Below are 26163 nucleotides of genomic sequence, written 5' to 3'. Positions count from 1 at the left end.
CCGAGTTCGGTGAAGTTCGTTCAGAAAACCGCGCTGGTGCGCGCGTCCAGCATCGCGGCGAACATCCGCAGCTCCTCGGCATGCTGCCGGGCCAGATCGGCGATGGCTGCCGCCCAGTGCGAGGGCACGGTATCGGCCAGCCCGGCCCATTCCCCCGGATGGGAGGCGGGAATTTCGAGGCAGCGCAACAACTTACGCCCAGACTCCGAGAATCGCAGTGCCGGATCGCGCTGCAACGTGCGCAGCGTGCGCTCGCGTACGGCCCACTGATCCCGCGGATCGCTCGGGGGCGCCGACGACCGCCGCTGCCGGTTCGGGACCGGATCCTCGCCGCGTCGGATCCGCTTCTTGACATCCTTCGCCGTGGTCAGCGAGATCCCCGCGGCCTGGGCCACCTCGCGCGCCGAGGCCGCGCTGTTCGCCGAGAACAGGGCCGCGGCCCGCTCCCGGCCCCCCGCACCCACCTTCGCGTGCGCGACCCCATTGCGGGCGATCCGACTGGTCGGCTGCAGAAGTTCCGCACCCAGCCGCCTGCGGACCACCGCGACGGTCTTGTCCGATATCCCGGACAGCGCCGCGATCGCCCGATCCGACCACTCGGGATGCGACGAGACGATGCGCTGGGCGGCCGACTTCCGATCGGTCAGCGACAATGGCAGGCCGTGCACCGCGTTCAGCCGGACGGCCAGCACGAACGCCTCTTCCACACTGCCGTCGAAGAAGACCGCATCGATCGTCGCGTCGCCGCGAAGCAGGCACGCGCGCACCCGATGTCGCCCGTCGATCACCTCCATCGCGGCGCGCCGGATCACGATCGGTGGGAAGTCTACGACGGACTTCGCCAGCAGCTCTACGTGTTTCGGGTCCTCCCCGGCCACCCGCGGCGAGGAATCCCGCATGCGGAGATCAGCGACGGCGACCCTGGTGACCTGTGCCGAGTTCAGATGATCCTCGACGGCGTCGGTCATCGGCCAGACCTCGGCCACATCCTGTCTCATCGACCCCCCCCTTGTTTCGCGGTGTCAGATCACCGCATCGATCTCCTGCTGAAGTCGGCTCTTCGAGCGGACGCCGACCAGCGTCTGCACCACCTTGCCCGCGCGGAAGATCAGCAGCGTCGGCATCGCCATCACCCCGTAGGCGGCCTGCGTACGCGGGTTCAGGTCGACATCGAGCTGCACAAACTTCAGCCGACCGGCCTTGTCCTTGGCCAACTCCGCGAGAACCGGTGCGATCATCCGGCACGGCGCGCACCAGTCGGCGGTGAAGTCGACGAGCACCGGCAGCTCGGAATCGAGGACCTCTGCGGCGAACGTGTCGTCGGTTACCGAGACGACCTCATCCGTGTGGATCATTCCGTTCTCCTTCTGACGGGACCACTGAATATCTCGACGTTAAACCTTGACGTCGACGTCAACGCCAGCTCTTGGTTTCGAGGTCGGCCAGCGGCTTGCCGGTCGCGTCGCGCGGCACCGTGGAGCGGGCGAGGCCGCGTCGCCGCCGGAATCGGGGTCACGAAGCGGCGGCCGGCAGGGACCAGCAGGCCGACGGCCTTGGCCGGAATCCCTTCTTGTTTGAGCGTTGCGCGGTAGGGGTATTGGTGCAAGTGCCAGCGTTGTCGCTGGTCACTGGTTGTTGCGCCCCCGGCAGGAATCGAACCTGCGACCTAGGGATTAGAAGGCCCTTGCTCTATCCAACTGAGCTACGGAGGCAAAGCAGGCACACACACCATGCCGCGTTCCGGGCACGGTGTCCAGCTAGTTGATTATAGCGACCGTCCAGCTCAATCCTGGCTCCCGCCGAGCAACCGACACGCCTGTCGGCTGGGTCACAGGGGTGTAGGGGACGGTCAGGGCGGGGCCGCCGGGACCATCGGGCCGAACTAGGCTGAATCCCATGTCGTCACCGCAGGACCCGTCCGTCGAACCTGACAGCCAGGCCATCCGGTCGGAGTCGGCGGCGATGTTCCCGGTGTTGACCGCGGTCACGATCGCGGTGGCCGCGATGGTCGCGCCGCTGGTGGTGGGACTGTCGGCCGCGCAGGCGCTTACGCTGCTCGGCATTCCGGATCCGGGGCCGCTGACCACCTACGGCCTGCCCGCGGTGCGTGCGGTCGCCGATCTGTCGGGGGCGCTCGCGGTCGGGTCCCTGCTGTTCGCCGCCTTCCTGACCCCGCCGCAGCGCGACGGCCTGCTGGACGTGGGCGGCTATCGGGCCCTGCGGCGCGCGGGGATCGCGGCATTCGCCTGGGCGGTCTCGGCGGCACTGCTGGTGCCGCTCACCCTGTCGGATACCACCGGGCAACCGGTGAGCAGCGTCCTTCGGCCGGAACAGATTTGGCAGGCGATTCCGAAGGTGGAGGTCGCGGGATCTTGGCGGGCAACGGCTTTCATGGCCCTGGCGCTGGCCATCGGCTGCCGGGTGGCGCTGCGCTGGGGCTGGACCCCGGTGTTGTTCGGCTGGTCGGTGCTGTGCCTGCTGCCGGTGGCCCTGACCGGGCACTCCTCCGCGGGCGGCGCCCACGATGTCGCCACCAACAGCCTGATCCTGCATCTGGTCGCGGTCTCGGTCTGGGTCGGCGGCTTGTTCGCGGTGCTGGCTTATGCGGTGCGCGGAGGTGTACACACGGGGCTGGCGGCGCGTCGCTTCTCGGCGCTGGCGGCCTGCGCGTTCACGGTGGTCGCGGTGAGCGGCGTGCTCAACGCCTGGGTGCGGGTGCCGTGGAGCGATCTGTTCACCACCACCTACGGCCGGCTGATCATCGCCAAGACGGTCGCGCTGTGCGCGCTCGGGGTCATCGGATTCGTGCAGCGCCGCAAAGCGATTCCCGCGCTCGCGGCCGATCCGCGTGATCGGGCCGCGCTGATCCGCTACGCCGGGGTGGAGGCATTGATCTTCGCCGCGACCGTGGGCCTGGCGGTCGGCCTGGGCCGCACCCCGCCGCCGGAGCTGCGCCGCATCCCCTCGCCCGCCGAGGTGGAACTGGGTTACGACCTCGCGGGCCCGCCGACCGTGGGGCGGATCCTGTTCGACTGGCGCTTCGATCTGATATTCGGAACGCTGTCGGTCATGCTCGCGGTGTTGTATCTGGCCGGAGTGCGCCGACTGCGGGCCCGCGGAGACGCCTGGCCGATCGGGCGCACGGTGTCCTGGCTGTGTGGATGTGCGGTCGTGTTGATCGCGACCAGTTCCGGTGTCGGCCGCTATGCGCCGGCCATGTTCAGCGTGCATATGGCCCAGCACATGATGCTGTCGATGCTCGCGCCGATCCTGTTCGCCCTCGGCGGGCCCGTTCTGCTGGCGTTGCGGGCACTGCCCGCGGCCGGTCGTGACGCGCCACCCGGGCCGCGCGAGTGGATCCTGGCCGCGGTGCACAATCCGGTGTCGCGCTTCATGACCCAGCCGGTGATCGCCTCGGTGTTCTTCATCGCCGGGTTCTACGCGCTGTATCTGGGCGGCATCTTCGACAAGGTCGTCGACGAGCACGGCGCGCATCTGGCGATGAATCTGCACTTCCTGGTGTCGGGCTACCTGTTCTACTGGGTGGTCCTGGGCATCGACCCCAAACCTCGTCAGGTGCAACCGCTGACGCGGGTCGGCATGGTGTTCGGCTCGCTGCCGTTCCACGCGTTCTTCGGTGTCGCGCTGATGAGTATGACCACCGTGATGGGCGGCTGGTTCTACCGCTCGCTGGGCCTGTCCTGGAATTCGGATCTGCTCGACGATCAGCACACCGGCGGCAGCCTGGCCTGGGCCAGCGGTGAGATCCCGCTCGTGGTGGTGATGCTGGCGCTGCTCATCCAGTGGTCGCGCAGCGATTCCCGGCTGGCGCAGCGGCTGGATCGCGCGGCCGATCGCGATCACGATGCCGCGCTGGCCGCGCACAACGCGATGTATGCCCAATTGGCGGAACGAGATCGGGGGACCGGGCAGTGACCGATGCTCGGGCAATGCGAAAGGTGAAGCGGCTGTACCGATCCGATGTACGGGAGGCCCGCGCGCGCCTGGGGCGCCGGGTCCGGGTGACGCCGGTGTTCCATACCGAGGTGAGCGGTCCGCACGGTCCGGTCAAGGTGACCTTCAAACTCGAATACCTCCAGCACGGCGGCACATTCAAGGTGCGTGGCAGTCTCAACGCGCTGCTCGAGTCCCAGGGCGACGCCCGCCCGGTGGTCATCGCCTCCGGCGGTAACGCCGGGATCGCGGCCGCGCTGGCCTGTGCACTGGAGAATCGTTCGTGCACGGTCGTGGTGCCGGAATCCGCGCCGCATACCAAGGTGGCGGCCATGTGGGCCTACGGTGCCGAGGTGCTGTGGCACGGAACGACTTACGCCGAGGCGTATCGCTTCGCCGATGAGCTGACCCGCGATCGCGGCGCGATCCAATTGCACGCCTACGACCTGCCCGCCGTGGTGGCCGGCGCCGGCGTGGTGGGCCTCGAGATCGAACAGCAGGTGCGCGGGCGGCCGCCGGTGCTGGTCGCCGTCGGCGGTGGCGGCCTGGCCGCGGGCATCGCGGCCGCGCTGGGCGCCCGCGGTCAGGTCATCGGCGTGGAACCGAAGGGCGCGCCGACCCTGCATTCGGCCCTGGCCGCCGGTCGCGCCGTCGACGTCCATATCAACAGCATCGCCGCGGACGCCCTGGGCGCCACCAGGATCGGCCGCATCCCCTTCGAACTGGCCCGGCGCTATCGCATGGGTTCGGTGCTGGTGACCGACGACGCCATCGCCATGGCCCGGGAATACCTGTGGCGCGAATTCCGGATCGTCGTCGAACCGGCGGGCGCGGCCGCGCTGGCGGCCATCCAGAGCGGCGCGTATGTGCCCGAGCCGGGGGAGCGACCGGTCGTGGTGCTGTGCGGAGCGAATACGGATCCGACCACTTTGTAGGGTGGCCGGCGCGAGCCACTGCCGGTGCGGAACCCGGCGCACGCGGCGACCGGCCGGGTAGGCGAGGCAGGATGGCATGGTGACACAGAACCCGGTTTCCCGGCCGAAGCGTCGTACCCAGCAGGAACGTCGTGCGGCGACGGTCGCCAAACTCATCGACGCGACGATCGAGGCGATCGGCGAACTCGGCTATCACCGCACGACGATCCAGGAGATCTGCGAGCGAGCCGGGCTGTCGGTCGGTGCGATGTTCCGGCAGTTCGACGGCCGGCTGGATCTGATCGTGGCGACCGCGCAGGAGATCGTCGCGCGGCAGCTCGCGAACTTCCGGCTGTTGCTGGCCGAGATCGACGAGGATGTCGACGCGCTGGGCGTGGCGCTCGCGTTCATGCGCGAGGCACAGTCGTCCGCGCCCACTACCGCGCTGCGCGAGGTCTTCGTCGCGGCGCGCTCCGATCGGGAACTGCATGCCCGGATCGCGCCCGCGGTGTCGGGATACTACGACGCGATCATGGCCGAGGCCGAGCGCTCCGGGGTGATGCGGCGCTTCCCCGAACGCATCCGCGAACCGCTGTTCTTCACTGTGCTGCACGTGTTTTCGGGTCAGTCGATCATCCGGCCCGTCTACGATCGCCCGGACCTCGACGAATCGGTGCTCACCTTCGTATACGAGCTGCTGACCACCTACGCCGAGTCGCAGTCGGGTCCCTAGCGGTCCGGCGGGAGACGCCACTGGAACGGCCCTCCCGCATGCGCTCCGATGGTGTCGCGCACGTGGTTCGCCGATTCCACGACGATGCCGCCGCCCTCCTTGGCGCCGATGAGGATGCCGAGGAAGTCGGCGGTGCCGCCGCTGGTGCGGCGGTAGACGATGCCGCCGGAATCGCCCTTCTCGGAAGGGAAGTCGGCGACGAAGTACTCGTCCTGTACGGCGGTCACGGTGCCGCAGGTGTCGCCCGTCGTGGAGCCGATATGGCAGACCTCCTCGCCGGTGGCGGGAGTCGCGTCGGCGGAGGTGATCGTCAGATGATTGGTGAGCGTGCCCACCGAGGCGATATTCGGTGCGTAGCGGACCAGCGCGAAACCGAGATCGCCGACGGTGTCGTCGCTACCGAAACCCTGTTCGTAGGCGCCCATTCGGAATCCGTCGTGCGCGTAGACGTCCTTACCGTCCTCGAAACAGTGGCCCGCCGTGACGCCGTATTCGGCGCCGCCGATATAGCCGCTCAGGCCCAGGCTGCACCGCTTCTCGTCGGTGCTCAACGCCATGCCCGGCACCGCGAAACCCGGTGCGGCGTGGGCCTGGACCGGAATCGAGGTGACCATGGCCAGGGCCGCGGCCACGGTCGACAGCAGGCTCGGCAATCGGAATCGGTGCTGCATGCTCGTGGTGCTCTCTTGCTCCGTGCGCGGGTTCTCAGCGGTGAACCGGATATGAAGTCAACGGCCGCAAGGCATTACGAAGCCGCCCGCGCGCGATGGTCCCCTCCCGGTCGGCGGCTCGACCGCCGCCTCGCCCGTACGGTATCACCGCCGAGCGGGGTGTGCGACGCCGAGAACGTTGGGGCGGAACGGGTTCGAAACGAGCTCCATCCACAACCGGCGAATTCATCCACAAACGCGGATTCGCGCTTCCGCGGGGGTGGCCGGGCGAGGAGGCTGGGACATGTTCCCCCGCCGAGGGATTGGGGCCCGGGGGTGTCGGATATCGAGAGTCGAGGGGTGGAATCATGTACGAGGCGAATACGGTCGTGGTCGGCAATGTCGTCACCCATCCGGTGCGGCGCAGTCTGCCCGGCGGTGACCAGGTGGTGACCTTCCGGATGGCCAGCAATTCCCGCCGGTTCGATCGGGACAGCGGTGGCTGGGTCGACAACGGCACGTTGTATCTCACGGTCAACTGTTGGCGGCGTCTCGTCGAGGGCGTGGACGCCTCGATCCGCCGCGGCGATCCGATCATCGCCTACGGGCAGCTGCGGTCGACCGAGTACTGCACCAAGGACGGCGTGCAGCGCCGCGATCTCGAGATGCGGGCGAGCGCGGTGGGGCCGGATCTGGCGCGCTGTAGCGCCTCGGTCGTCCGCCGCGGCGCCGGGAACTCCCCGATCGCCCCGGCCGTTGTCGACCAGGTGGGTGACGAGCCGCGGGAGCGGCCGCAGGTGGAATCCGAGGCTTTCGATAGTGTCGAGGTAACCCGCGACGATATCCCGGTGGCCTGATCGCTTCGAGGCCGCAGGACTCCCGACGACCCGTGACCGGAGGTACCGGTCAGTGCGGGCCGGTGGGGCGGAATCAGACAACCACTTACCGATAGGCTTTCGCATATGGCTGAGTTCATCTATCAGATGAGGAAAGTTCGGAAGGCGCACGGCGACAAGGTCGTGCTCGACGACGTGTTCCTGAACTTCCTTCCCGGCGCCAAGATCGGCGTCGTCGGTCCGAACGGTGCGGGTAAGTCCAGCGTGCTGAAGATCATGGCCGGACTGGACCAGCCGAACAACGGTGAGGCGTGGCTCGCGCCCGGCGCGACGGTCGGCATCCTGCAGCAGGAGCCGCCGTTGAACGAGGAGAAGACCGTCCGCGGCAACGTCGAGGAGGGTATGGGCGAGATCATGGTCAAGCTCCAGCGATACAACGAGATCGCCGAGCTCATGGCCACCGACTACTCCGACGAGCTCATGGAGGAGATGGGCAAGCTCCAGGAGGATCTCGACCACGCCGACGCGTGGGACCTGGACTCCCAGCTCGAGCAGGCGATGGACGCGCTGCGCTGCCCGCCGCCGGAGGAGCCGGTCACCAAGCTCTCCGGTGGTGAGCGCCGCCGCGTCGCGTTGTGCAAGCTGCTGCTGAGCAAGCCCGATCTGCTGCTGCTCGACGAGCCCACCAACCACCTCGACGCCGAGAGCGTGCTGTGGCTCGAGCAGCACCTGGCCCAGTATCAGGGCGCCGTGCTGGCCGTCACCCACGACCGGTACTTCCTGGACAATGTGGCCGAGTGGATCCTCGAGCTCGACCGCGGCCGCGCCTACCCGTACGAGGGCAACTACTCCACCTATCTGGAGAAGAAGGCCGAGCGGCTCGAGGTCCAGGGCAAGAAGGATCAGAAGCTGCAGAAGCGGCTCAAGGAGGAGCTGGCCTGGGTCCGCTCGGGCGCCAAGGCCCGGCAGGCCAAGAACAAGGCCCGCCTCGACCGGTACGAGGAGATGGCCGCCGAGGCCGAGCAGATGCGGAAGTTGGATTTCGAGGAGATCCAGATCCCGGCCGGTCCGCGCCTGGGCAATGTGGTGGTCGAGGTCGACCATCTGGACAAGGGCTTCGGCGACCGGCAGCTGATCAAGGATCTGTCGTTCACCTTGCCGCGCAACGGCATCGTCGGCGTCATCGGCCCCAACGGTGTCGGTAAGACCACGCTGTTCAAGACCATCGTCGGCCTCGAGCAGGCCGGCAGCGGCAGCGTGCGCGTCGGGGATACGGTCAAGCTCAGCTACGTCGACCAGAACCGCGCCGGCATCGATTCCGCCAAGACGGTATGGCAGGTGGTGTCGGAAGGCCTGGACTTCATCCAGGTCGGCAATCAGGAAGTGCCCTCGCGCGCATACGTTTCCGCGTTCGGCTTCAAGGGTCCGGATCAGCAGAAGTCGGCGGGCGTGCTCTCCGGCGGTGAGCGCAACCGGTTGAACCTGGCGATGACGCTCAAGCAGGGCGGCAACCTGATCCTGCTCGACGAGCCGACCAACGACCTCGACGTGGAGACCCTGGGTTCGCTGGAGAACGCGCTGGAGAAGTTCCCCGGCTGCGCCGTGGTCATCTCCCACGATCGCTGGTTCCTCGACCGCACCTGTACCCACATCCTGGCCTGGGAGGGTGATGACACCAACCCGGCCAAGTGGTTCTGGTTCGAGGGCAACTTCGAGGCCTACGAGGCCAACAAGATCGAGCGGCTCGGTGCGGACGCGGCGCGACCGCACCGGGTCACCCACCGCAAGCTCACCCGCGACTGATTTCGCCGATGCCGGGTACGCGTCCCGTAACGGCGCGTACCACGGTTCGGAACAGCAAGGAGCTGGCTACTGCTCGGTTACTCATAGGCGAATAGCGTGATCCGGCCACGTCGGCCGGGCGCCAATCAGCGGTTGGCGCAACGTACTACGCGTACCACCAGCGGATTCTGCTGGTACGTGGGTGAATTCGTACCTGAGCAACCTGGCGTGCGTTCGGACTTTGCCGTGGCTTTGGAAAGAATCCTTCCCGGCTGCTCCGGTACCCAGCTACTCTCGACCCCGGCGTCACTTTGTTACGGAACCGAATCCGAGGGAGTTGGCGAAGAAAATGACGGTCTCGTCCGAATTGTCCAGCGCGGCGTGGGTCGCGGGCTTGCCGGAGCAGTTGCGCGGTGAGCTCGCCACCCTCGAAGAGGCATACTTCCGCCACGTGGACGCCGGCGACGTCGACTGTGGGATCACCGGAAGTTCGCTTCAGGTGGTGCGCAGACACATCGAACTGGGTATGCAGCGTCCGCCGGGTGCGGCCCGGGTGCGGGTGTATCACCCCGACGACGGCTCCGGCCTGGGTGCCGCGGTGCAGATGGTCACCGACGATATGCCGCTGCTGGTGGAGTCGGTGACCTCCTCGCTGAGCCGCATGGGCGTCAGCGTCAGTGAGATCATCCACCCGATCTTCGAGGTGGTCCGCGACAGCGCGGGCCGGCTGGAATCCGCCGCACCCCATGAGGTCGACGGCAACGGCATCATCGGCCTGCGCGAATCGTGGATGCACGTGCAGCTGCATCCGTCCACCAGCCCGGAGGTGCTGGCGCGGATCGAGGCCGGTATCCCCGATGTGCTCACCGACGTGCGACAGGTCATCGGTGACACCGAGGATATGCGTGCGGTGCAGGATCGCCTGGCCGACGAGCTCGAGGCGGCGGCGAAGGAGGATACGACGCCGTTCAGCGGTACCGATCTCGTCGACTGCGCGAACCTGCTGCGCTGGATGGCCGATGGTCACTTCACCGTGCTCGGCTATGCGCGCTATCAGCGCTCCGCCGTCGCGGGGGAGACGAAATCGGTTGTCGTACCGGACAGTTGCCTCGGCGTGCTGCGTCCCGATGTGGGCACCGACTTCCTGGTCCCGGGCAACGGTGGTAAGCGGCCGCTGCTGATGCTCACCCAGGGCCTGGTGCCCGCCACCGTGCATCGCTCGGTGTACCCGTACTTCATCGGCGTCGCCGAATTCGACGACGCCGGCGCGATCACCGGGGAGCACCTGTTCATCGGGGTGTTCACCGTGGCGGCCATGCACGAGAACGTGCTCGACATCCCGGTCATCGAGCGCCGGGTGCGATCGGTGATCGAGCAGAGCGGCTTCGATCTGGATTCGTTCTCCGGGCAGGCCATGCTCGAGGTGATCCAGTCGTTCCCGCGGACCGAGCTGTTCTCCTCCGATATCGAGACCATGCGGCGCACGGCCAGCGCGGTACTCCATGTCGGTATGCGGCGGCAGGTCCGGCTGTTCCTGCGCTCGGACTCCTACGGCCGCTTCGTGGCGTGCATGGTCTACCTGCCGCGTGACCGCTACACCACCCGCGTGCGGCTCGAGATGCAGGACATCCTGGTGCGCGAACTGGGTGGGGTCTCGATCGACTATTCGGCCCGGGTGTCCGAAAGCGAGCTCGCCAGCGTGTATTTCACCGTCCGCCTGCCCGAACCGGGCACGCGGGTGGACACCTCCGAGGGCAACCGGCTGCGCGTCCAGGCCTTGCTCGCCGAGGCGAGCCGCACCTGGGACGATCACCTGCGCGACGAGACGGCGACCTCGGCGATCCTGGATCCCACCGTGGTGCAACGGTATTCGGCCGCGCTCCCGGATGCCTACAAGGAGGATTTCGAGCCCAGCCGGGCGCTGGCCGATATCATCCGCCTGGAACGGCTCCCCGACGGGCGGATCGACCAGCACCTGTATCGGCGGGCCGCCTCCGAGCCCGGGTCGTGGCGGTTCACGCTCTACATCGGCGCCGGGATCTCGCTGAGTCAGGTGCTGCCGCTGCTGCAGAGCCTCGGCGTGGAGGTCGTCGACGAGCGGCCCTATCAGCTGGAGTTCGAGGACGGCCGGGAGGCCTGGATCTACGACTTCGGCCTGCAGGCGCGACCGGATCTGTTGCGGAAGTCGCTGGACCGCAATATGGATGCCGAGTTGGTGGAGAGCGCCGCCCGGCTGGACGTGCTCGACGCCCAGGAGCGCGGCCTGCGAGACCGCTTCACCGCGGCGTTCGACGCGCTGTGGTACGGGCGCGCCGAGGCCGACCGGCTCAACGAACTGGTGCTGCGGGCGGGGCTGCACTGGCGCTCGGTATCGATCCTGCGCGCCTACTCGAAGTATCTGCAGCAGGCCGATTTCCCCTACAGCCAGGCGAATATCGCCCGGGTCCTGCTGGCCTCGCCGGATATCGCGCGACTGTTCGTGGAGCTGTTCGCGGCCCTGTTCGATCCCGATGCGGCCTCGCCGGAGCGGGCGGGCGAGCTCGAGATCGCGGTGCGCGAGCGGATCAACGAGGTGGTCAGCCTCGACGCGGATCGGATCCTGCGGGCGATTCTCGGCCTGGTACGGGCGACGCTGCGCACGAACTACTACCGGGTCGACGACCGCGGGCTGCCGCGGCCGTATCTGTCGATCAAGGTGGAGCCGCGCGAGATCACCGAATTGCCCAAACCGCGACCGCAGTTCGAGATCTTCGTGTACTCGCCGCGGGTGGAGGGCGTGCATCTGCGGTTCGGTCCGGTGGCGCGCGGCGGGTTGCGCTGGTCGGACCGGTTGGAGGATTTCCGTACCGAGATCCTGGGCCTGGTGAAGGCGCAGGCGGTGAAGAATGCCGTGATCGTGCCGGTGGGCGCGAAGGGCGGATTCGTGGTGAAGCATCCGCCGGCCGGGACCGGTGATCCGGTCACGGATCGGCAGGCGCTGCAGGCCGAGGGGGTGGCGTGCTATCGGACGTTCATCTCGGGCCTGCTGGATGTGACCGATAACGTCGATCATGGGACGGGGAAGGTGATTCCGCCCGCGCGGGTGATGCGCCGCGACGGTGACGACACCTATCTGGTGGTGGCCGCCGACAAGGGGACCGCGACGTTCTCCGATATCGCCAACGAGGTCGCGCAGTCCTATGGCTTCTGGCTCGGTGACGCGTTCGCCTCCGGCGGTTCGGCCGGTTACGACCACAAGGCGATGGGCATCACGGCCAAGGGTGCGTGGGAGAGCGTGAAGCGGCATTTCGCCGAGATGGACATCGATACCCAGACCCAGGATTTCACGGTGGTCGGCGTCGGTGACATGTCCGGCGACGTGTTCGGCAACGGGATGCTGCTCTCCGAGCACATCCGGTTGGTGGCCGCATTCGACCACCGGCATATCTTCCTGGACCCGAATCCCGATGCGGCGCGGTCGTTCGCGGAGCGGGAGCGGATGTTCGCGCTGCCGCGGTCGTCGTGGGCCGATTACGACACCTCGCTGATCAGCGAGGGCGGCGGGGTGTGGGACCGCACGGTGAAGGCGATTCCGATCAGCGCGCGGGCACGCACGGCGCTGGGTCTGGCCGGGGACGTGACGGTGCTGTCGCCGCCGGAGCTGATCCGGGCGATCCTGTTGGCGCCGGTGCAGTTGCTGTGGAACGGCGGCATCGGCACCTATATCAAGGCGTCGAGCGAATCGCATGCCGAGGTCGGGGACAAGTCCAACGACGTCGTGCGGGTGAACGCGAACGATTTGCGGGTCAAGGTGATCGGCGAGGGCGGCAATCTGGGCGTGACCGCGCTGGGCCGGATCGAGTTCTGCCGCTTCGGCGGTAAGTGCAACACCGACGCGCTGGACAACTCGGCGGGCGTGGACTGCTCCGATCACGAGGTCAACATCAAGGTCCTGCTGGACGGCGTGGTCTCGAGCGGGGACCTGTCCGCACCGGACCGCAATCCGCTGCTGGCGTCGATGACCGATGAGGTCGCCGATATGGTGTTGCGCGACAACGTGTCCCAGAACTTCCTCATGGGCGTGTCGCGGACCGAGGCGCCGCGGATGCTGAACGTGCACATGCGCGTGATCGAGGATCTGGAACAGCGGCGCGGCCTCGATCGCGCCCTGGAGGCGCTGCCGTCGGATGTCGATATGAAGCAGCGGCTCGACGGCGAGGGCGGACTCACCTCACCGGAGCTGGCGAATCTGCTCGCGCATGTGAAGCTGTCGCTGAAGGCCGATCTGCTCGAGGGCGATCTGCCCGATAGCGCGTACTTCTCGACCCGGTTGTCCGAGTACTTCCCGACCCCGCTGCGGGAGCGCTTCGGCGCGGCCATCAAGAAGCACCGGCTGCGCCGCGAGATCGTCACCACCATGATGGTCAACGAGATGGTCGACCTCGGTGGCATCACCTACGCGTTCCGCCTGTCGGAGGAGATCGGCGCCACCGCCGGAGATTCCATGCGCGCCTTCGCCGCGGCCAGTCAGATCTTCGACCTGCATTCGATCTGGGACCGCATCCGGGCCGCGGCCACCACGACCGCGGTGAAGGACGAGCTGGAGCTGGAGACCAAGCGCACCCTCGATCGCGCCTCGCGATGGTTGTTGAGCAACCGGCCGCAGCCGATCGCGGTCGGCGCGGAGATCCATCGCTATGCCGTGGGGGTTCGCGAACTCGCGCCGAAGGTGCCGGGCTGGCTGCGCGGCCACCATATCGACACCCTCGAGGTGCAGTCGACGAAGTTGATCGGCCAGGGCGCGCCGCAGGATCTGGCGTCCGAGGTGTTCGGGCTGCTCAACCTGTTCCCGCTGCTGGATGTGATCGATATCGCCGATATCACCGAACGCGGCGGTGACGAGGTGGGCGCGCTGTACTACGCGCTCAACGAGCACCTCAAGATCGACTGGCTGCTGCAGGCGGTCAGTCATCTCGAACGCGGTGATCGGTGGCACGCCCTGGCCAGGTTGGCGCTGCGCGACGATATGTACAGTTCGCTGCGCTCGCTCACCCTGGACGTGCTCTCGGCCGGTGATCCGGAGGAGACCGCGGAGGAGAAGATCGCCTACTGGGAGTCGAAGAACCAGTCCCGCTTGGGCCGCGCCCGCGCCGCCCTGTCGGAACTGTTCGAATCCGGCACCCACGATCTGGCGACCCTCTCGGTGGCGGCCCGGCAGGTCCGCAGCATGGTCAGCGGCGTCGGAGCCCAGTCGGAGGTCCCGAGGTAATCAGCGCGACGGCGGCCGCCGAATCTGGCGACAGGTTCGGCGGCCGGTCCGAAATGCCGTGATTGCGATGGCCCTGAGCGGGCCGGCGCGGCGGTGAGGCTGCATACTGGGAGCGGCCCGACCGATCGGAGGAATGCGTTGACGAGTGGTGATTCGCTGGCCGGAAACGGATCGGCGCACGGTGCCGTCGTGCTGCCCAAGCGTTTTCATACCAAGGTCGAGGTGCGCTGGTCCGATATGGACGCGTTCCAGCACATCAACCATGCGCGCATGGTCACACTGCTGGAAGAGGCCCGGATTCCGTGGCTGTTCGACGATCGCCCGACCTCGGGCCTGCGCGCGGGGTGTGTGATGGTCGATCTGCATGTGCGCTATCGCGGTCAGCTGCGGCACGAGGACACACCGCTGGATGTCGCGATGTGGATCGAGCAGCTGCGCGCGGTCGACTTCACCATCGGATACGAGGTGCGCGCCAACGGCGTCTCTCCCGATACCGCCCCCGCCATCATCGCCAGCACACAGCTGGCCGCCTTCGATATCGAGACCCAGCGGCTGCGCCGCCTGACCGCGACCGAACGCGAATACCTCGGTCAGTGGAAGGCCGCCTGATCCCGCCTTCGACGAGATGACCATCGAGTACAGCGATCAGCGGGTGCTGCGGGTTCGTGACCCCGCTGAGCGGGAGAACCTCGCGACCTTCCTCGCGCGCGCGATCCGCCTGGATCCGGCCGCGGTGATCCGGCTGCGGCGGCGCGGTGTCAACTATGTGTCCGCCTGGGCGGCAACCGGTTTCGAGGCGTTGGCCGTCCGGACGGTGGTCGCGGAGCTGGCCGTCGACGATGTCACCGTCGGCGGCGAGACGATCCTGGCGGGCCTGACCGGATCCGGTGCGGCCGGGCCGATCGATCTCGGCTACTCGATGGATTCGGCGTGGCGCGGCGCACTCCCGCCTCTCACCGGATTCGCGCATGTGGACGATGTGCCCGCCCGCGCGCTGGTCGAATTGGCCGAGCGGGGTGTGGAATTGGCGGCCGAGCACGGCAGCAGCCACGGCCCGCCCGCGTCGCTGCTGGACCAGACCGTCCTCACCGTGACCGGCGGCAACGAACAGGTCGAGGTGCCGATGCGCGTCGTATTCGCCCTGACCGCCATGGATTTCATACCCCATTCCGGCGATAAGGCCGATTCCCGCCGCATCGCCCCCACCGAGATCGTCCGAGTGCGGGCCACCCGCACCTGGTTACGCCTCGATGCCCGCTACGGTTCGGTGGCCCGCCGCAGGGGGCCGGGCCTTCCGCTCCTGCCCGTCTGATCGGCTCGGCGGCAGACGCGAGCCGCGAAAGCCGGGCTTGCCGTCGTGGGTCAGGCGATGCCGATCAGGCGGAGCAGGGCGGTGGTCGCGGCCGCGGTCAGGGCCACGACGATCAGCGGTACCCGACGCCAGGCCAGCACCAGGGCCACCAGAACGCCTGCGGGGAGCGCGAATCCGGCCTTATGGCCCGACGGGATCAGCTCGGTCACGGCCAGGGCCGTCAACAGCACCACTGATCCGGTCTCCAGGAGTTCGGTGATATGCGGCGGGACATTGATCCGCCGCCGCAGCAGCGGCCCCGCGAACCGAATCGCATAGGTCCCCACCGCGAGCGCGATCGCCCCGACAATCAGACCGGTACTCACGCTCGCCCGCCTCGCATCACTCGAAATCCGTTACTCGCCACCATTATTCGTGCCCATCATCAAACCGCCGTGCCTTCGCACCGGCCGACCGAACGAGTTCCCGGCCCTCCGCATCGGCCGAGCCCACGTTCTGTTCGGCCGGAGCGTTTCGGTCCGATCGGTCCGTCGCGTCCCCGTTCCCCTGTCCCGCTTCGCCTTCCCGGCTCGGCGCTCGCCCGCGATCCGGCGCGTCGGCGCTGGGGGATGCCGTGGCCTCGTCCTGATCGGTGGCGTCGGCCTTCCTGCGGTCGAAGGCCAGTAGCGCCGCCGGGAGGGCCAGCAGGACCGGGAGGCCCCCGGCCAGGAATGGGGTCGTGATGGCGGCGATCGCGGAACCCAGCAGCACGGCTCGCCGAGTTCTCTTGTCGCGCAGGGCGGGTACTGCCAGGGCCAGCAGTAGCGCCGGGAAGACGGCGTCCAGGCCGAAGCGGGACGGGTCGGGCACCGCGGAGCCGATCGCCACGCCGAGCAGCGCGCCGAGGGGCCATGCCAGCAGCACCCCGAGTCCGCAGACCCAGAATCGGGCGTGGCGGCGGTCGCGGTCGGGTTCGGCGAGGGCGAGTGCGACCGCCTCGTCGTTCATCACATGCGTGCCGATCAGGCGCCGCCAGCCGGTGCCGACCACCTCGGGCAGCGCCAGGCCGTAGGGCAGATGGCGGAGATTGACCAGCAGGCCGACCAGTACGGCGGCCACCAGGCTGCCACCGGCCGCTACGATGCCGACGAACAGGAACTCCGCGCCGCCCGCGAGCACCGATACGCTGAGCAGAATCGGAAGCCAGGCCGGAAGTCCCGCGGTCACCGTGGTCGCACCGTACGAGACGCCGGTGACCCCGACCGCCAGGCAGGCGGCCGCGATTGCCATCAGGTCACTGCGATGCAGTGTTCGCCATATCGAACGCACGGCTACTATATTGAACACTGGGGCGGGGTTCGTCAACGAGGGGTCCGCCGCACCGAGGTACTGTCTGAACCCACTATGACCGAGCACGACGGCGCGCGATCCGCGCCACCGCAGGAGGCCATCGCCGCCGCGCTGCGTCGCGAGCGCGCGCGTTCGGGGATGTCGCTGACCGAGGTCGCCCGCCGCGCGGGTGTGGCGAAATCCACACTCTCGCAACTGGAATCGGGTACCGGAAATCCGAGCATCGAAACCCTGTGGGCGCTGTGCGTGGCGCTGGGGATTCCCTTCTCCCGGCTGCTGGATCCGCCGCGTCCGCAAGTGCAGGTGATCCGCGCGGGGGAGGGGCCGGTACTGGCCTCGGCGCATGCCAACTATCACGCGACGCTACTGGCGGCCTGCCCGCCCAGCGCGCGCCGCGACATCTACCTGGTATCGGCCGAACCCGGGCACCCCCGCCAATCCGAACCGCATCTGCACGGCGAGATCGAGCACGTGATCCTCGCCGCGGGCCGCGCCCTCGTGGGCCCGGACGAAGCCCCGGTCGAACTCCATCCCGGCGACTACATCCGCTATCCGGGCGACCAGCCGCACATCTTCTCCGCGCTCGAATCGGGTACGTGGGGTATTCAGGCCAGCGAATACGGCTGAGCGCCCGGTTCGACTGGGCGACAACGGTTTCCGCGGGCAGTGGAACTCACTGGATCGCGAGCCATCAGGTCGGCAACAGGTGGACTGCCGTGAGTGCGACGCGCGCGATCGACGAGGAACTCACGGCGCGATCGAGCGGCGAGGATCGCGCAGTCCCGCACCGGGTACTCGGTGCGTCGGCAGCCGGGCTACGCGGCGCCCTCGCCGAGATACTGCAACCACACCGGATCCAGATCGGCGGTGGTCGACAGCAGTCGCCAATGCGGTCCCTTGGGCGAGACCAGCGGTTGGCGCAGGGTCCAGCCGAGCTCGCTGAGCAACTTATCGGCCTTGCGATGGTTACACGGCGCACAGGAGGCCACGCAGTTCTCCCACGCGTGGTCGCCGCCGCGGCTGCGCGGAATAACGTGATCGATGGTCTCGGCCTTGCCGCCGCAGTAGCCGCAGCGATATCGGTCGCGATGCATGAGTGCCGCGCGGGTCATCGGCACCCGCGCGCGATAGGGCACGCGGACGAAGTTGCGCAGGCGGATCACCGAGGGCAGGGCGACGGACTCACCGGCGGAGTGCACCACCGGACCCTCGGGATTGTGATGTACGGCATCTGCTTTATCGCAGATGAGCAGGACGACGGCGCGGCGCGCGGACAGGGCGGTCAGCGGCTCGAAGGTGGCATTCAGAAGCAACACCCGGCGCTTGACCCACGGCGCGACGGTCGGGGGGGATTCGTTGGATCGGTGCTGGTGAGCACCGGGATAACCATGTTTCTCGGATACGACATGCAGCGGAGTAGCCCCCGACCCACGATTGTGGACGTCGGCGGGCTGGAGTTGTCGGTGAGTTCTCGCCTCGTGTGACCGGGCGCCGTGCCGCTGATTCATGGGAACCCCGAATTCGTATTGTCCGGTTCGTGTGGTATCTGGGCAGACACTGCCACCCAGTTGACCATGGAACCGCCACCTTTGCCAGCTGATTTGACACATTCCGTCTGTGCTGTTCGTGAACGGGGGGTGAAACCCGGGACCGGTATGTACTCGGTGCCTGATTCCACGTCGCCAACTGGTGATCTCAGGATGCGGGCGAACCGGCCCCTACGCCGAGCACGATCCGATCCCGATTGCGTGCCAACTTGTTGCCGAGAGATCCCCGCCCGCCCGCTGGGCGGACAGGCGGGGAACAAACGCGGCCCCGTGGGTGCGGACGGGCGTGAACAAACGTGGCCCGTGGGCACAGACGGGAAGTAGGGTCTGGAGTCCTCCGTCCCCTGGCCGGGCCCTCTCGTTCCCCGAGCGGGTCCACTCTTGTTCCCCGGCGGAGCCTCTCCTCTTGTTTCCGGGCCCCCTTCTTGTTCCCGGCCGAAGGCCGGGATCGGGAGGACAGGCAGAATGAGGGGGCGGGGGATCGGGCGACGGATAAGAGGGTTGATGAGTTCGGGCGAGCAGACTGCTACATCCTTCTATGAGGCGGTTGGTGGGGCCGAGACGTTTCGGCGGCTGGTGGCGGCCTTCTATCGGGAGGTGGCCGGTGATGATGTGTTGCGGCCGCTGTATCCCGAGGAGGATCTCGGGCCGGCCGAGCGGCGGCTGCGGATGTTTCTCGAGCAGTACTGGGGTGGGCCGCGGACGTACTCCGACGAGCGTGGGCATCCGCGACTGCGGATGCGGCACATGCCCTTCCGCATCGGTCCGATCGAGCGCGACGCCTGGCTGCGCTGTATGCGGATCGCGGTCGCCGAGCTCGAACCGGAGGTGCTCGACGACGAGCATCGCCGCGCACTGGTCGACTACCTGGAGATGGCGGCGAATTCGCTCGTGAACGCGCCCTTCTGACGGGATTGTGCAAATCTGGGTGCGGTCCACAGATTTCCTGTGAAGTGCCGAGACTGCTGAGCATTTGCTCCATATCGCTCGAGTCACCCGCCCGGGGGGCTTTTAGCGGAAATCTTTGGCACTATTAGCTTTTGTGACACCTTCAACAGCCGGGGACTCTCCCGTCGACCCGTGGTGGCGGTCGGCGGTGTTCTATCAGGTCTATCCCCGCTCCTTCGCCGACTCCACCGGCGACGGTGTGGGTGACCTGGGGGGCCTGCGCGACCGGCTCGGATATCTCGAGCTGCTCGGTATCGACGCCCTGTGGATCTGTCCGGTGATGCGCTCGCCGATGGCCGACGGCGGCTACGACGTCAGCGATCCCCGCGATATCGATCCGCTCTTCGGCGATCTCGCCGTGCTCGACGACCTGATCGCCGAGGCACACGACCGGCGCATCCGGGTCACCATGGACCTGGTGCCCAATCACACCAGCGAACGCCATCCCTGGTTCGTGGCGGCGCTCGCGGCCGGGCCGGGCAGTCCCGAGCGGTCGCGCTACCTGTTCCGCGACGGCACCGGACCCGACGGTGAACTGCCGCCCAACAACTGGCCCAGCATCTTCGGCGGCCCGGCCTGGACGCGCGTCACCGAATCCGACGGCCGCCCCGGCCAGTGGTACATGCATATCTTCGCCCCCGAACAACCGGATCTGAACTGGGAAAACCCGGAGGTGATCGCGGATTTCGAGAAGACCCTGCGGTTCTGGCTCGACCGGGGCATCGACGGTTTCCGCATCGACGTCGCCCACGGTATGGCCAAACCGCCCGGCCTGCCGGATATGGATCCCGTCCCCACCGGCATGTTCCATCTCGAGGACGACGACTACCGATTCAACAATCCGGGCGTGCACGATATCCATCGCCGCATCCGCGCGGTGATCGATGAGTATCCGGAGGTGGTGTCGATCGGGGAGGTCTGGGTCAACGACAACGTCCGCTTCGGTGAGTACCTACGCCCGGACGAACTGCATCTGGCCTTCAACTTCAAACTCGCCGAGACGCCCTTCGAGGCCGCGAAAATCCGTGCGGCCATTGATAATTCGATGCAGGCCGTGACCTGGGTCGGCGCCAGCGCGACCTGGACGCTGTCCAATCACGATATCGAACGCGAGGTCACCCGCTACGGCGGCGGCGCGGCCGGGGTGGATCGGGCCCGCGCGATGATCCTGCTGGAGTTGGCGCTGCCGGGCGCGGTGTTCATCTACAACGGATCCGAACTGGGCCTGCCCAATGTCGACGATCTGCCGGAAGAGGTGCTGCGGGATCCGGTGTGGGAACGATCCGGGCATACCGAACGCGGCCGCGACGGCTGCCGGGTGCCGATTCCCTGGGAGGGCTTCCGGCCGCCGTTCGGATTCACCACCGCCCCACAGTCCTGGCTCCCGATTCCGCCGCAATGGGCCGAACTGACCGTCGAGACCCAGTTGGAACGGCTGAACTCGACGCTGTCGCTGTACCGGATGGCGATCGAATTGCGTTCGGTGCGACCGGAATTCGACGGAACCAGCCTGGACTGGTACGGCAGCCCGCCGGGCTGTCTGGCCTTCCGGCGCGGCGGCGGGCTGATCTGCGCGCTCAACGGGAGCGATGCGCCGATCCCGCTGCCCCCGGGCGAGGTGCTGCTCGCGAGTGCGCCGATCGACGGGCGTCAGTTGCCGGCGAACGCCGCGGCCTGGTTGGTGTGAAAAGAAACCGACACGCGATCGCGGTGGGCTCACCGGTCGATTGCGCCATCGGGCCCATCGTCTACCGTTGGATCGTGAGCATTCTCGAGACAGTGCTGATCTTCGTCGGCATCCCGCTGGTGATCTACGCGGTGATCGCCGGATTGTCGTTTCTCGGCAAGCCACTGCCCGGCGAGAAGCCGGTCCACTACAACCTCGGCGACAAGTGGACCGCGGATCCGGTGCTGTGGAGTGCGACCGACGAGGTGACCGGTTCGGGTCACCACGCAGAGTCCTCGCATGGCGACCATGCCGCAATCGAATCCGCACAGGCGGACCTGATCGGAGGCCGGGCAAGTGGCAAGTTCTAAGTGGCCCGCGGTGGTCGAGGCCGACCTTCCGCACGGCTGGGCCGTGACCACGAGTGGTCGCGTATCCGGCGTGCACGAGGCCGGTGACGTATTCAAGGAGGCGCCGTTCAACGATCGCGAACGGCTGTTGATGGACAACACGCTCACCGACGCCACCCGCGGCACCAAGGTCCGATTCAACGTCTACATCGGCGATCTGGGCGCGGATGCGGCGGCCGGTGTCGACGCGCTGTTCCCGTCGACCCCCGAGGCCGCGCGGTCGGTGCTCATCGCCGTCTCCCCGAACGAACACGTCGTGGAGGTCCGCTCCGGACGTGACGTCGCCGATCGGGTCAACGATCGGGTCTGCCAGCTCGGCGTCACCGCCGCCCTCGCGTCGCTGCGCCAGGGCGAACTCGTCGACGGACTGGTGTCCGCGGTGCGGGTGATGGCCGCGGCCATCGGGCGGCCCAGCTAGTTCCGAACGTCCGCACCCCTTCCGTTCCCACGCACCCGCTTCGAGGATTCGCAGCGAGTGTGGCGCAACGGAAGGGGTGCGGCGTTTCCTACGCTCTGAGCGTAATCAGGGGGCGCATCGGTGGGTGCGGACCTTAGGCTCGGATCATGGCCGAGCATCCGAGACTGCATTCCATCCCGGGCGGACGCGAGGACGAGCCGGACTACGAACCGCTCTGGCGCGAGGTGCTCGGTAGCCGCCTGCGCACGCTGCGTCGGGAGCAGTGCGAGACCCTGGCGGAAACCGCTGGGCGCGCGGGGGTTTCGCCCCAATACCTGTCCGAGGTCGAGCGCGGCCGCAAGGAGCCGTCGAGCGAGATGATCGCCGCGCTGGCCGGGGCGCTGGGCACGACGCTCGGCGGCCTGACCGAACAGGTCGCCGACGATCTGCGCCGCCGGCGTCGCGCCGCGATGCCGCACCCCGCGGTGCCGCGACGGACCGCGGCACCGACGCTCATGGCCCTGGCCGCCTGAGTCAGCGCGGTCCCAGGACCCTGTCGACCAGTCCGTAGTCGATCGCGGACCGGGCGGTGAAGACGCGGTCGCGATCGGTGTCGTGACGCAGGGTCTCCACGGTCTGGCCGGTGTGTTTCGACAGAATGGTCTCGATCTCGGCGCGCATGCGGACCAATTCGTCGGCCTGCAGGATGAGATCGGGGATGGTTCCCTGACCGCGCGCGGCAGGTTGATGCAGGACCACGCGGGCGTGCGGCAGGACGCCGCGGTGGCCCGGGGCTCCGGCGGCGAGCAGTACGCCGCCGACGCCGATGGCCTGGCCCACGCAGGTGGTCGCGACCGGTGAACGCAGATGTCCGATGGTGTCGTAGATCGCGAGCATCGCCGACAGGTCGTTACCGCCCTCGCAGTTGATGTACAGGTCGATCTCCTGCCCCTGACTGTCGGCGTCCAGATGCAGCAGCTGGGCGATGAGGGCGTTGGCCACGCCGGAGTCGATCGGTGTGCCGAGGTAGACGATCCGTCCCGCGAGCAGATGCGAGTAGACGTCCATGATCCGCTCACCGCGCGGATGCTGGGCGATCACATTGGGAATGGTGTAGCTGGTCATGAGATACCCACCTTCTGCTTCTGTGGAATGACCTGATCGAACGAGTCGACGATGTGATCGACGAATCCGTAGTCGAGCGCCTGCCGCGCGGTGAAGTAGCGGTCGTGCAACGAATCCTCGTAGACCCGCTCGGGCGACTGGCCGGTGTCCTCGGCGATGCAGGCGAGCACCGTCTCGACGGTGTGGCGCAGATCGTGGGCCTGGATCTCGACCTCACCCGCGCTGCCGCCGATTCCGGCCGAACCCTGGTGCATGAGCACCCGCGCGTGCGGCAGCGCGAACCGCCGCCCCCTCGTGCCCGATGAGAGCAGGAATTGCCCCGCGCTGTAAGCGATTCCGAGCACCAGCGTGGAGACCTCACACGGCACCAGCCGCATCGTGTCCCGAATCGCCAGCATCGCCGGAACCGACCCGCCCGGCGAGTGAATCCACAGCGAGATCGCCGCCCGCGGATCCTCGGCGGCGAGTGTGAGGATCTGCGTCATCAGCAGAGTCCCGTTGTCGTCGTCGAGCGCCCCATCGAGCACCACAATGCGCCGAGCCAGCAACTGCTCCCGCGCCCGCCATCCGAACATCGGATTGTTGTTGTCCTGAGCCATGACTCGAGCGTGCCCGACGGCCGCCGCGAAATCCGCCCACGCTGCCCACAGCAGATCTGCTCACAGCAGCGACGCTGCCGCGCCCGGAGGGCCGGACGCACCCCGGGCGAAAGCCGCGGGGTGCGTTCGGAATCGGGTTACTTCGCGTCGAAAGCCCTTGCGCGCAAGGAGCGTTCGACTCCCGCCTTGCCCTCGATCACCAAACGGTGCAGGGCCGGGGGATGGTCCTGGGACAGGAACTTATCGGCCTTCGCGACGGCCTCCTCGGTGATGGACCAGTGCGGGTAGAGACCGACGACCACGGTCTGGGCGACCTCGCTCGAGCGCCGCTCCCACACCGAGCCGACCTCGGCGAAGTAGCGGTCCACATACGGTGCCAGCAACTGCGCCTGACCGACCGGTGCGAATGCGCCGACGATCGCCCGGGTGGTGATGTTGGGGATCGAATCGTCGTTCATGACCGCGTTCCAGGCCTGGGCCTTCACCTCGGCGAGCGGGCGGGCCGCACCGGCCGCGGCGGCCTGGCGATGGCCCGCGGCGGTGGGGTCGCGCTCCAATTCGGCGTCGATGAAGGGGGTTTCGATGCCCGCGGCGTCGATCGCTCCCGCGACGGCCAGCGCCGCGACGATGCGCCAGCGCAGATCGGTGTCGACGACCAGCCCGGGCAGGCCGACCGTCGCCGGATCGGCGTCGAGCAGTGCGCGCAGCGCGTCGACGTGGCCGGGCGACAGCTTCGCGCCGGTGAGCGAGTTGACGAACGCGAGCTGCTGATCGGAGCCGGGCTCGGCCGCGCGGGCCAGTTCCAGCAGCCGGTCGGCGAACCGCGGCCAGCCGGTCGCGGCCGCCCACGCGGGGTCGGCGTAACTGGCCAGCGCCGTCTGCGCCTGCAGCAGAAGTCGTTGCACCACACCGATTTCCGATTCGGCGCCCACGCCCCGCTGTACCAGCGCGACGAAATCGCGGGCCCGCATCTCGGCCTGGCGGGTCATCTCCCACGCCGCCGACCAGCACAGCGTGCGCGGCAGCGATTCGGCGATATCGGCGACGCGCGACACCACGGTGTCCAGCGATTCGGGATCCAGCCGGACCGAGCAGTAGGTGAGATCGTCGTCGTTGATCAGCACCAGCCTGCCGCGTTCGACACCGACCAGCTCGGCCACCTCGGTACGCTCGGCGGCGTCGAGATCGAGCTCGACGCGCTTGGTGCGCACCAGCTTTCCGTCCCGCTCGTCGTAGACGCCGATCGCGAGCCGGTGCACGCGGCGCTCACCCGCGCCGGGCACGGCGCCCTCCTGCACCACCGCGAAGCGGGTGAACTTCCCGTCGGCCACCTCGAAATCCGGGCGCAGGGTGTTCAGGCCGGTCGTCTTCAGCCATTGCGCGCCCCAGGTGGAAAGGTCACGGCCGGAAGCCTTTTCGAGCGCGCCCACCAGATCGTCGAAGGTGGCGTTGCCGTAGGCGTGTTCGGCGAAGTAGGCGCGCAGGCCCGCCAGGAACGGCTCCAGCCCGACATAGGCGACCAGCTGCTTGAGCACCGAAGCGCCCTTGGCATAGGTGATTCCGTCGAAGTTCACCTCCACCGCCGCCATATCCGGGATATCGGCCGCGATCGGATGGGTGGAGGGCAGCTGATCCTGCCGGTAGGCCCACGACTTCTCGAGATTGGCGAAAGTCGTCCAGGCGCTGGTGTATTCGGTGGCCTGCGATTGACACAGCACCGAGGCGAAGGTCGCGAACGACTCGTTCAGCCACAGATCGTCCCACCACGTCATGGTCACCAGATCGCCGAACCACATATGCGCCATCTCGTGCAGGACGGTCTCGCACCGACGCTCGTAGGAGGCACGAGTCACCTTGGAGCGGAACACGTAATCCTCGAGGAAGGTGACCGCGCCGGCGTTCTCCATGGCGCCCGCGTTGAACTCGGGCACGAACAGCTGGTCGTACTTGCCGAAGGCATAGGGCACGCCGAAGTTGCGGTGATAGAACCCGAAGCCCTGCTTGGTCTCGGTGAACAACCGCTCGGCATCCATATGCTCGCCCAGTGAGGCGCGGCAGTAGATGCCCAGCGGAATCTCGCCGTGCTCATCGGAATAGGTGTCGGTCCACTTCGCATAGGGTCCGGCGATCAGCGCCACCAGATAGGTGCTCATGCGCGGCGTGGTCGCGAAGGTGTGCTCGACGACCTCGCCCAGCGGCCGGGTCTGGATGCAGGCCCCGTTGGAGATGACCGCCCAGTCCTGCGGCGCGGTGACGATCACATCGTAGGTGGCCTTGAGGTCGGGCTGATCGAAGCAGGCGAACATCCGCTTGGCATCGGCCGTCTCGAACTGCGAGTACAGGTAGACCTTGTCGTCGGTCGGATCGACGAACCGGTGCAGGCCCTCGCCGGTGTGCGAGTAGACGCAGTCGGCCTCGACCACGAGCTCGTTGCGCTCGCCCAGACCGCTCAGGCGCAGCCCGCGGGATTCGTCGTAGCCGCTCACATCCAGCGCCACACCGTTGAGTACCGCCGAACGCACCCCGGCCGCGACGATATCGACGAAGGTCTCCGAACCCGAGGTCGCGGTGAAGGTGGCGATCGACCGCGAGAAGAAGGTCTCCGTGCTCGCGGTGAGATCGAGTTCGACGCGGTAGTTCTCCACACGGATGCTCGCGGCCCGGGCGACGGCCTGCTCTCGGGTGAGATTCGGTGCGGACAAGGAAGCTCCTT

Annotated in this window: 23 protein-coding genes and 1 tRNA gene; 14 read left to right on the top strand and 10 right to left on the bottom strand. The window is 67.7% G+C overall.

The window, feature by feature from the left end:
- Nucleotides 1-20: 20 nt before the first annotated feature.
- The 3 genes from ACIA76_RS16555 to ACIA76_RS16545 form a co-directional block, all read right to left on the bottom strand.
- Nucleotides 21-998: a ParB/RepB/Spo0J family partition protein gene (locus ACIA76_RS16555; protein WP_397152663.1), complete on the bottom strand. Its 978-nt coding sequence runs from the start codon at nt 996-998 to the stop codon at nt 21-23.
- Nucleotides 999-1022: 24 nt separating this feature from the next.
- Nucleotides 1023-1355, bottom strand: a complete 333-nt coding sequence (gene trxA / locus ACIA76_RS16550) for a thioredoxin (protein ID WP_397152662.1) — start codon at nt 1353-1355, stop codon at nt 1023-1025.
- 283 nt (nt 1356-1638) lie between these two features.
- A tRNA-Arg gene (locus ACIA76_RS16545) sits at nt 1639-1712 on the bottom strand.
- A gap of 184 nt (nt 1713-1896) precedes the next feature.
- Here ACIA76_RS16545 and ACIA76_RS16540 point away from each other — a divergent pair.
- The 3 genes from ACIA76_RS16540 to ACIA76_RS16530 all read left to right on the top strand — a co-directional run bounded on the left by ACIA76_RS16540 (nt 1897) and on the right by ACIA76_RS16530 (nt 5601).
- Complete coding sequence (locus ACIA76_RS16540) at nt 1897-3936, top strand: cytochrome c oxidase assembly protein (RefSeq protein WP_397152661.1); 2040 nt, start codon at nt 1897-1899, stop codon at nt 3934-3936.
- Between the two features lie 14 nt (nt 3937-3950).
- Nucleotides 3951-4889, top strand: coding sequence for a serine/threonine dehydratase (locus ACIA76_RS16535; protein ID WP_397152660.1), 939 nt, complete (start codon nt 3951-3953; stop codon nt 4887-4889).
- Between the two features lie 76 nt (nt 4890-4965).
- Entirely contained in the window at nt 4966-5601 is a 636-nt protein-coding gene (locus tag ACIA76_RS16530) for a TetR/AcrR family transcriptional regulator (protein WP_397152659.1), read from the top strand.
- Here ACIA76_RS16530 and ACIA76_RS16525 read toward each other — a convergent pair.
- A complete protein-coding gene (locus ACIA76_RS16525; protein WP_397152658.1) occupies nt 5598-6272 on the bottom strand; it encodes a S1 family peptidase in 675 nt (224 codons plus the stop codon). The genes ACIA76_RS16530 and ACIA76_RS16525 overlap by 4 nt on opposite strands.
- 347 nt (nt 6273-6619) lie before the next feature.
- Here ACIA76_RS16525 and ssb point away from each other — a divergent pair, with 347 nt between their 5' ends.
- The 5 genes from ssb to ACIA76_RS16500 all read left to right on the top strand — a co-directional run bounded on the left by ssb (nt 6620) and on the right by ACIA76_RS16500 (nt 15429).
- Nucleotides 6620-7108, top strand: coding sequence for a single-stranded DNA-binding protein (ssb, locus tag ACIA76_RS16520; RefSeq protein WP_397152657.1), 489 nt, complete (start codon nt 6620-6622; stop codon nt 7106-7108).
- A gap of 105 nt (nt 7109-7213) precedes the next feature.
- Nucleotides 7214-8890: an energy-dependent translational throttle protein EttA gene (gene ettA, locus ACIA76_RS16515; RefSeq protein WP_397152656.1), complete on the top strand. Its 1677-nt coding sequence runs from the start codon at nt 7214-7216 to the stop codon at nt 8888-8890.
- Nucleotides 8891-9218: 328 nt separating this feature from the next.
- On the top strand, nt 9219-14117 hold the full coding sequence (locus tag ACIA76_RS16510) for an NAD-glutamate dehydrogenase (protein ID WP_397152655.1): 4899 nt from the start codon (nt 9219-9221) through the stop codon (nt 14115-14117).
- 156 nt (nt 14118-14273) lie between these two features.
- Nucleotides 14274-14726 carry an acyl-CoA thioesterase gene (locus ACIA76_RS16505; protein WP_397153056.1) on the top strand — a complete coding sequence of 151 codons (453 nt, stop codon included), beginning with the start codon at nt 14274-14276 and terminating at the stop codon, nt 14724-14726.
- Between the two features lie 16 nt (nt 14727-14742).
- On the top strand, nt 14743-15429 hold the full coding sequence (locus ACIA76_RS16500) for a hypothetical protein (RefSeq protein WP_397152654.1): 687 nt from the start codon (nt 14743-14745) through the stop codon (nt 15427-15429).
- A 50-nt stretch (nt 15430-15479) separates the two neighbouring features.
- On the opposite strand, the gene ACIA76_RS16495 is transcribed toward ACIA76_RS16500, so the two are convergent.
- Both ACIA76_RS16495 and ACIA76_RS16490 read right to left on the bottom strand, forming a co-directional pair.
- Nucleotides 15480-15794, bottom strand: coding sequence for an AzlD domain-containing protein (locus ACIA76_RS16495; RefSeq protein WP_397152653.1), 315 nt, complete (start codon nt 15792-15794; stop codon nt 15480-15482).
- 43 nt (nt 15795-15837) lie between these two features.
- Nucleotides 15838-16698, bottom strand: a complete 861-nt coding sequence (locus ACIA76_RS16490) for an AzlC family ABC transporter permease (RefSeq protein WP_397152652.1) — start codon at nt 16696-16698, stop codon at nt 15838-15840.
- A 114-nt stretch (nt 16699-16812) separates the two neighbouring features.
- On the opposite strand from ACIA76_RS16490, the gene ACIA76_RS16485 reads away from it, so the two are divergent.
- A complete protein-coding gene (locus ACIA76_RS16485) occupies nt 16813-17385 on the top strand; it encodes a helix-turn-helix domain-containing protein (RefSeq protein ID WP_397152651.1) in 573 nt (190 codons plus the stop codon).
- A 188-nt stretch (nt 17386-17573) separates the two neighbouring features.
- On the opposite strand, the gene ACIA76_RS16480 is transcribed toward ACIA76_RS16485, so the two are convergent.
- Complete coding sequence (locus ACIA76_RS16480; RefSeq protein ID WP_397152650.1) at nt 17574-18266, bottom strand: HNH endonuclease; 693 nt, start codon at nt 18264-18266, stop codon at nt 17574-17576.
- A gap of 543 nt (nt 18267-18809) precedes the next feature.
- Here ACIA76_RS16480 and ACIA76_RS16475 point away from each other — a divergent pair.
- The 5 genes from ACIA76_RS16475 (at nt 18810) to ACIA76_RS16455 (ending at nt 22259) form a co-directional block, all read left to right on the top strand.
- Nucleotides 18810-19214 (top strand): globin, encoded by a 405-nt coding sequence (locus ACIA76_RS16475; RefSeq protein ID WP_397152649.1) that lies wholly within the window; start codon nt 18810-18812, stop codon nt 19212-19214.
- A 133-nt stretch (nt 19215-19347) separates the two neighbouring features.
- Nucleotides 19348-20940 (top strand): glycoside hydrolase family 13 protein, encoded by a 1593-nt coding sequence (locus tag ACIA76_RS16470; protein ID WP_397152648.1) that lies wholly within the window; start codon nt 19348-19350, stop codon nt 20938-20940.
- Between the two features lie 74 nt (nt 20941-21014).
- On the top strand, nt 21015-21290 hold the full coding sequence (locus ACIA76_RS16465; RefSeq protein WP_397152647.1) for a hypothetical protein: 276 nt from the start codon (nt 21015-21017) through the stop codon (nt 21288-21290).
- Nucleotides 21277-21747, top strand: coding sequence for a DUF5130 domain-containing protein (locus ACIA76_RS16460; protein ID WP_397152646.1), 471 nt, complete (start codon nt 21277-21279; stop codon nt 21745-21747). The genes ACIA76_RS16465 and ACIA76_RS16460 overlap by 14 nt, the downstream gene beginning before the upstream one ends.
- 146 nt (nt 21748-21893) lie before the next feature.
- Entirely contained in the window at nt 21894-22259 is a 366-nt protein-coding gene (locus ACIA76_RS16455) for a helix-turn-helix domain-containing protein (protein WP_397152645.1), read from the top strand.
- 1 nt (nt 22260) lies between these two features.
- Here the strand turns inward: ACIA76_RS16455 and ACIA76_RS16450 are convergent, their stop codons facing one another.
- From ACIA76_RS16450 to pepN, 3 genes are all read right to left on the bottom strand, one after another.
- Nucleotides 22261-22851, bottom strand: coding sequence for a ClpP family protease (locus ACIA76_RS16450; protein ID WP_397152644.1), 591 nt, complete (start codon nt 22849-22851; stop codon nt 22261-22263).
- Nucleotides 22848-23450, bottom strand: a complete 603-nt coding sequence (locus ACIA76_RS16445) for a ClpP family protease (RefSeq protein ID WP_397152643.1) — start codon at nt 23448-23450, stop codon at nt 22848-22850. Before ACIA76_RS16445 ends, ACIA76_RS16450 begins: the two co-directional genes overlap by 4 nt.
- A gap of 137 nt (nt 23451-23587) precedes the next feature.
- The gene (gene pepN / locus ACIA76_RS16440) at nt 23588-26152 is read right to left on the bottom strand and encodes an aminopeptidase N (RefSeq protein ID WP_397152642.1); all 2565 of its coding nucleotides are present in this window, start codon (nt 26150-26152) and stop codon (nt 23588-23590) included.
- Nucleotides 26153-26163 lie beyond the last annotated feature (11 nt).

Origin of the sequence: Nocardia sp. NPDC051570 (genome assembly GCF_044454005.1) — a bacterium.
Classification (GTDB): Bacteria; Actinomycetota; Actinomycetes; order Mycobacteriales; family Mycobacteriaceae; genus Nocardia.
Note: the sequence above shows the minus strand (reverse complement) of the source record. Positions and strands in the feature narration are given on the sequence as shown.

Coding starts and splice junctions, on each gene's coding strand:
- ACIA76_RS16555 (WP_397152663.1), bottom strand. CDS start 998: ATGAGACAGGATGTGGCCGAGGTCTGGCCGATGACCGACGCCGTCGAG.
- trxA (WP_397152662.1), bottom strand. CDS start 1,355: ATGATCCACACGGATGAGGTCGTCTCGGTAACCGACGACACGTTCGCC.
- ACIA76_RS16540 (WP_397152661.1), top strand. CDS start 1,897: ATGTCGTCACCGCAGGACCCGTCCGTCGAACCTGACAGCCAGGCCATC.
- ACIA76_RS16535 (WP_397152660.1), top strand. CDS start 3,951: ATGCGAAAGGTGAAGCGGCTGTACCGATCCGATGTACGGGAGGCCCGC.
- ACIA76_RS16530 (WP_397152659.1), top strand. CDS start 4,966: ATGGTGACACAGAACCCGGTTTCCCGGCCGAAGCGTCGTACCCAGCAG.
- ACIA76_RS16525 (WP_397152658.1), bottom strand. CDS start 6,272: ATGCAGCACCGATTCCGATTGCCGAGCCTGCTGTCGACCGTGGCCGCG.
- ssb (WP_397152657.1), top strand. CDS start 6,620: ATGTACGAGGCGAATACGGTCGTGGTCGGCAATGTCGTCACCCATCCG.
- ettA (WP_397152656.1), top strand. CDS start 7,214: ATGGCTGAGTTCATCTATCAGATGAGGAAAGTTCGGAAGGCGCACGGC.
- ACIA76_RS16510 (WP_397152655.1), top strand. CDS start 9,219: ATGACGGTCTCGTCCGAATTGTCCAGCGCGGCGTGGGTCGCGGGCTTG.
- ACIA76_RS16500 (WP_397152654.1), top strand. CDS start 14,743: ATGACCATCGAGTACAGCGATCAGCGGGTGCTGCGGGTTCGTGACCCC.
- ACIA76_RS16490 (WP_397152652.1), bottom strand. CDS start 16,698: ATGGCAATCGCGGCCGCCTGCCTGGCGGTCGGGGTCACCGGCGTCTCG.
- ACIA76_RS16485 (WP_397152651.1), top strand. CDS start 16,813: ATGACCGAGCACGACGGCGCGCGATCCGCGCCACCGCAGGAGGCCATC.
- ACIA76_RS16480 (WP_397152650.1), bottom strand. CDS start 18,266: ATGAATCAGCGGCACGGCGCCCGGTCACACGAGGCGAGAACTCACCGA.
- ACIA76_RS16475 (WP_397152649.1), top strand. CDS start 18,810: ATGAGTTCGGGCGAGCAGACTGCTACATCCTTCTATGAGGCGGTTGGT.
- ACIA76_RS16455 (WP_397152645.1), top strand. CDS start 21,894: ATGGCCGAGCATCCGAGACTGCATTCCATCCCGGGCGGACGCGAGGAC.
- ACIA76_RS16450 (WP_397152644.1), bottom strand. CDS start 22,851: ATGACCAGCTACACCATTCCCAATGTGATCGCCCAGCATCCGCGCGGT.
- ACIA76_RS16445 (WP_397152643.1), bottom strand. CDS start 23,450: ATGGCTCAGGACAACAACAATCCGATGTTCGGATGGCGGGCGCGGGAG.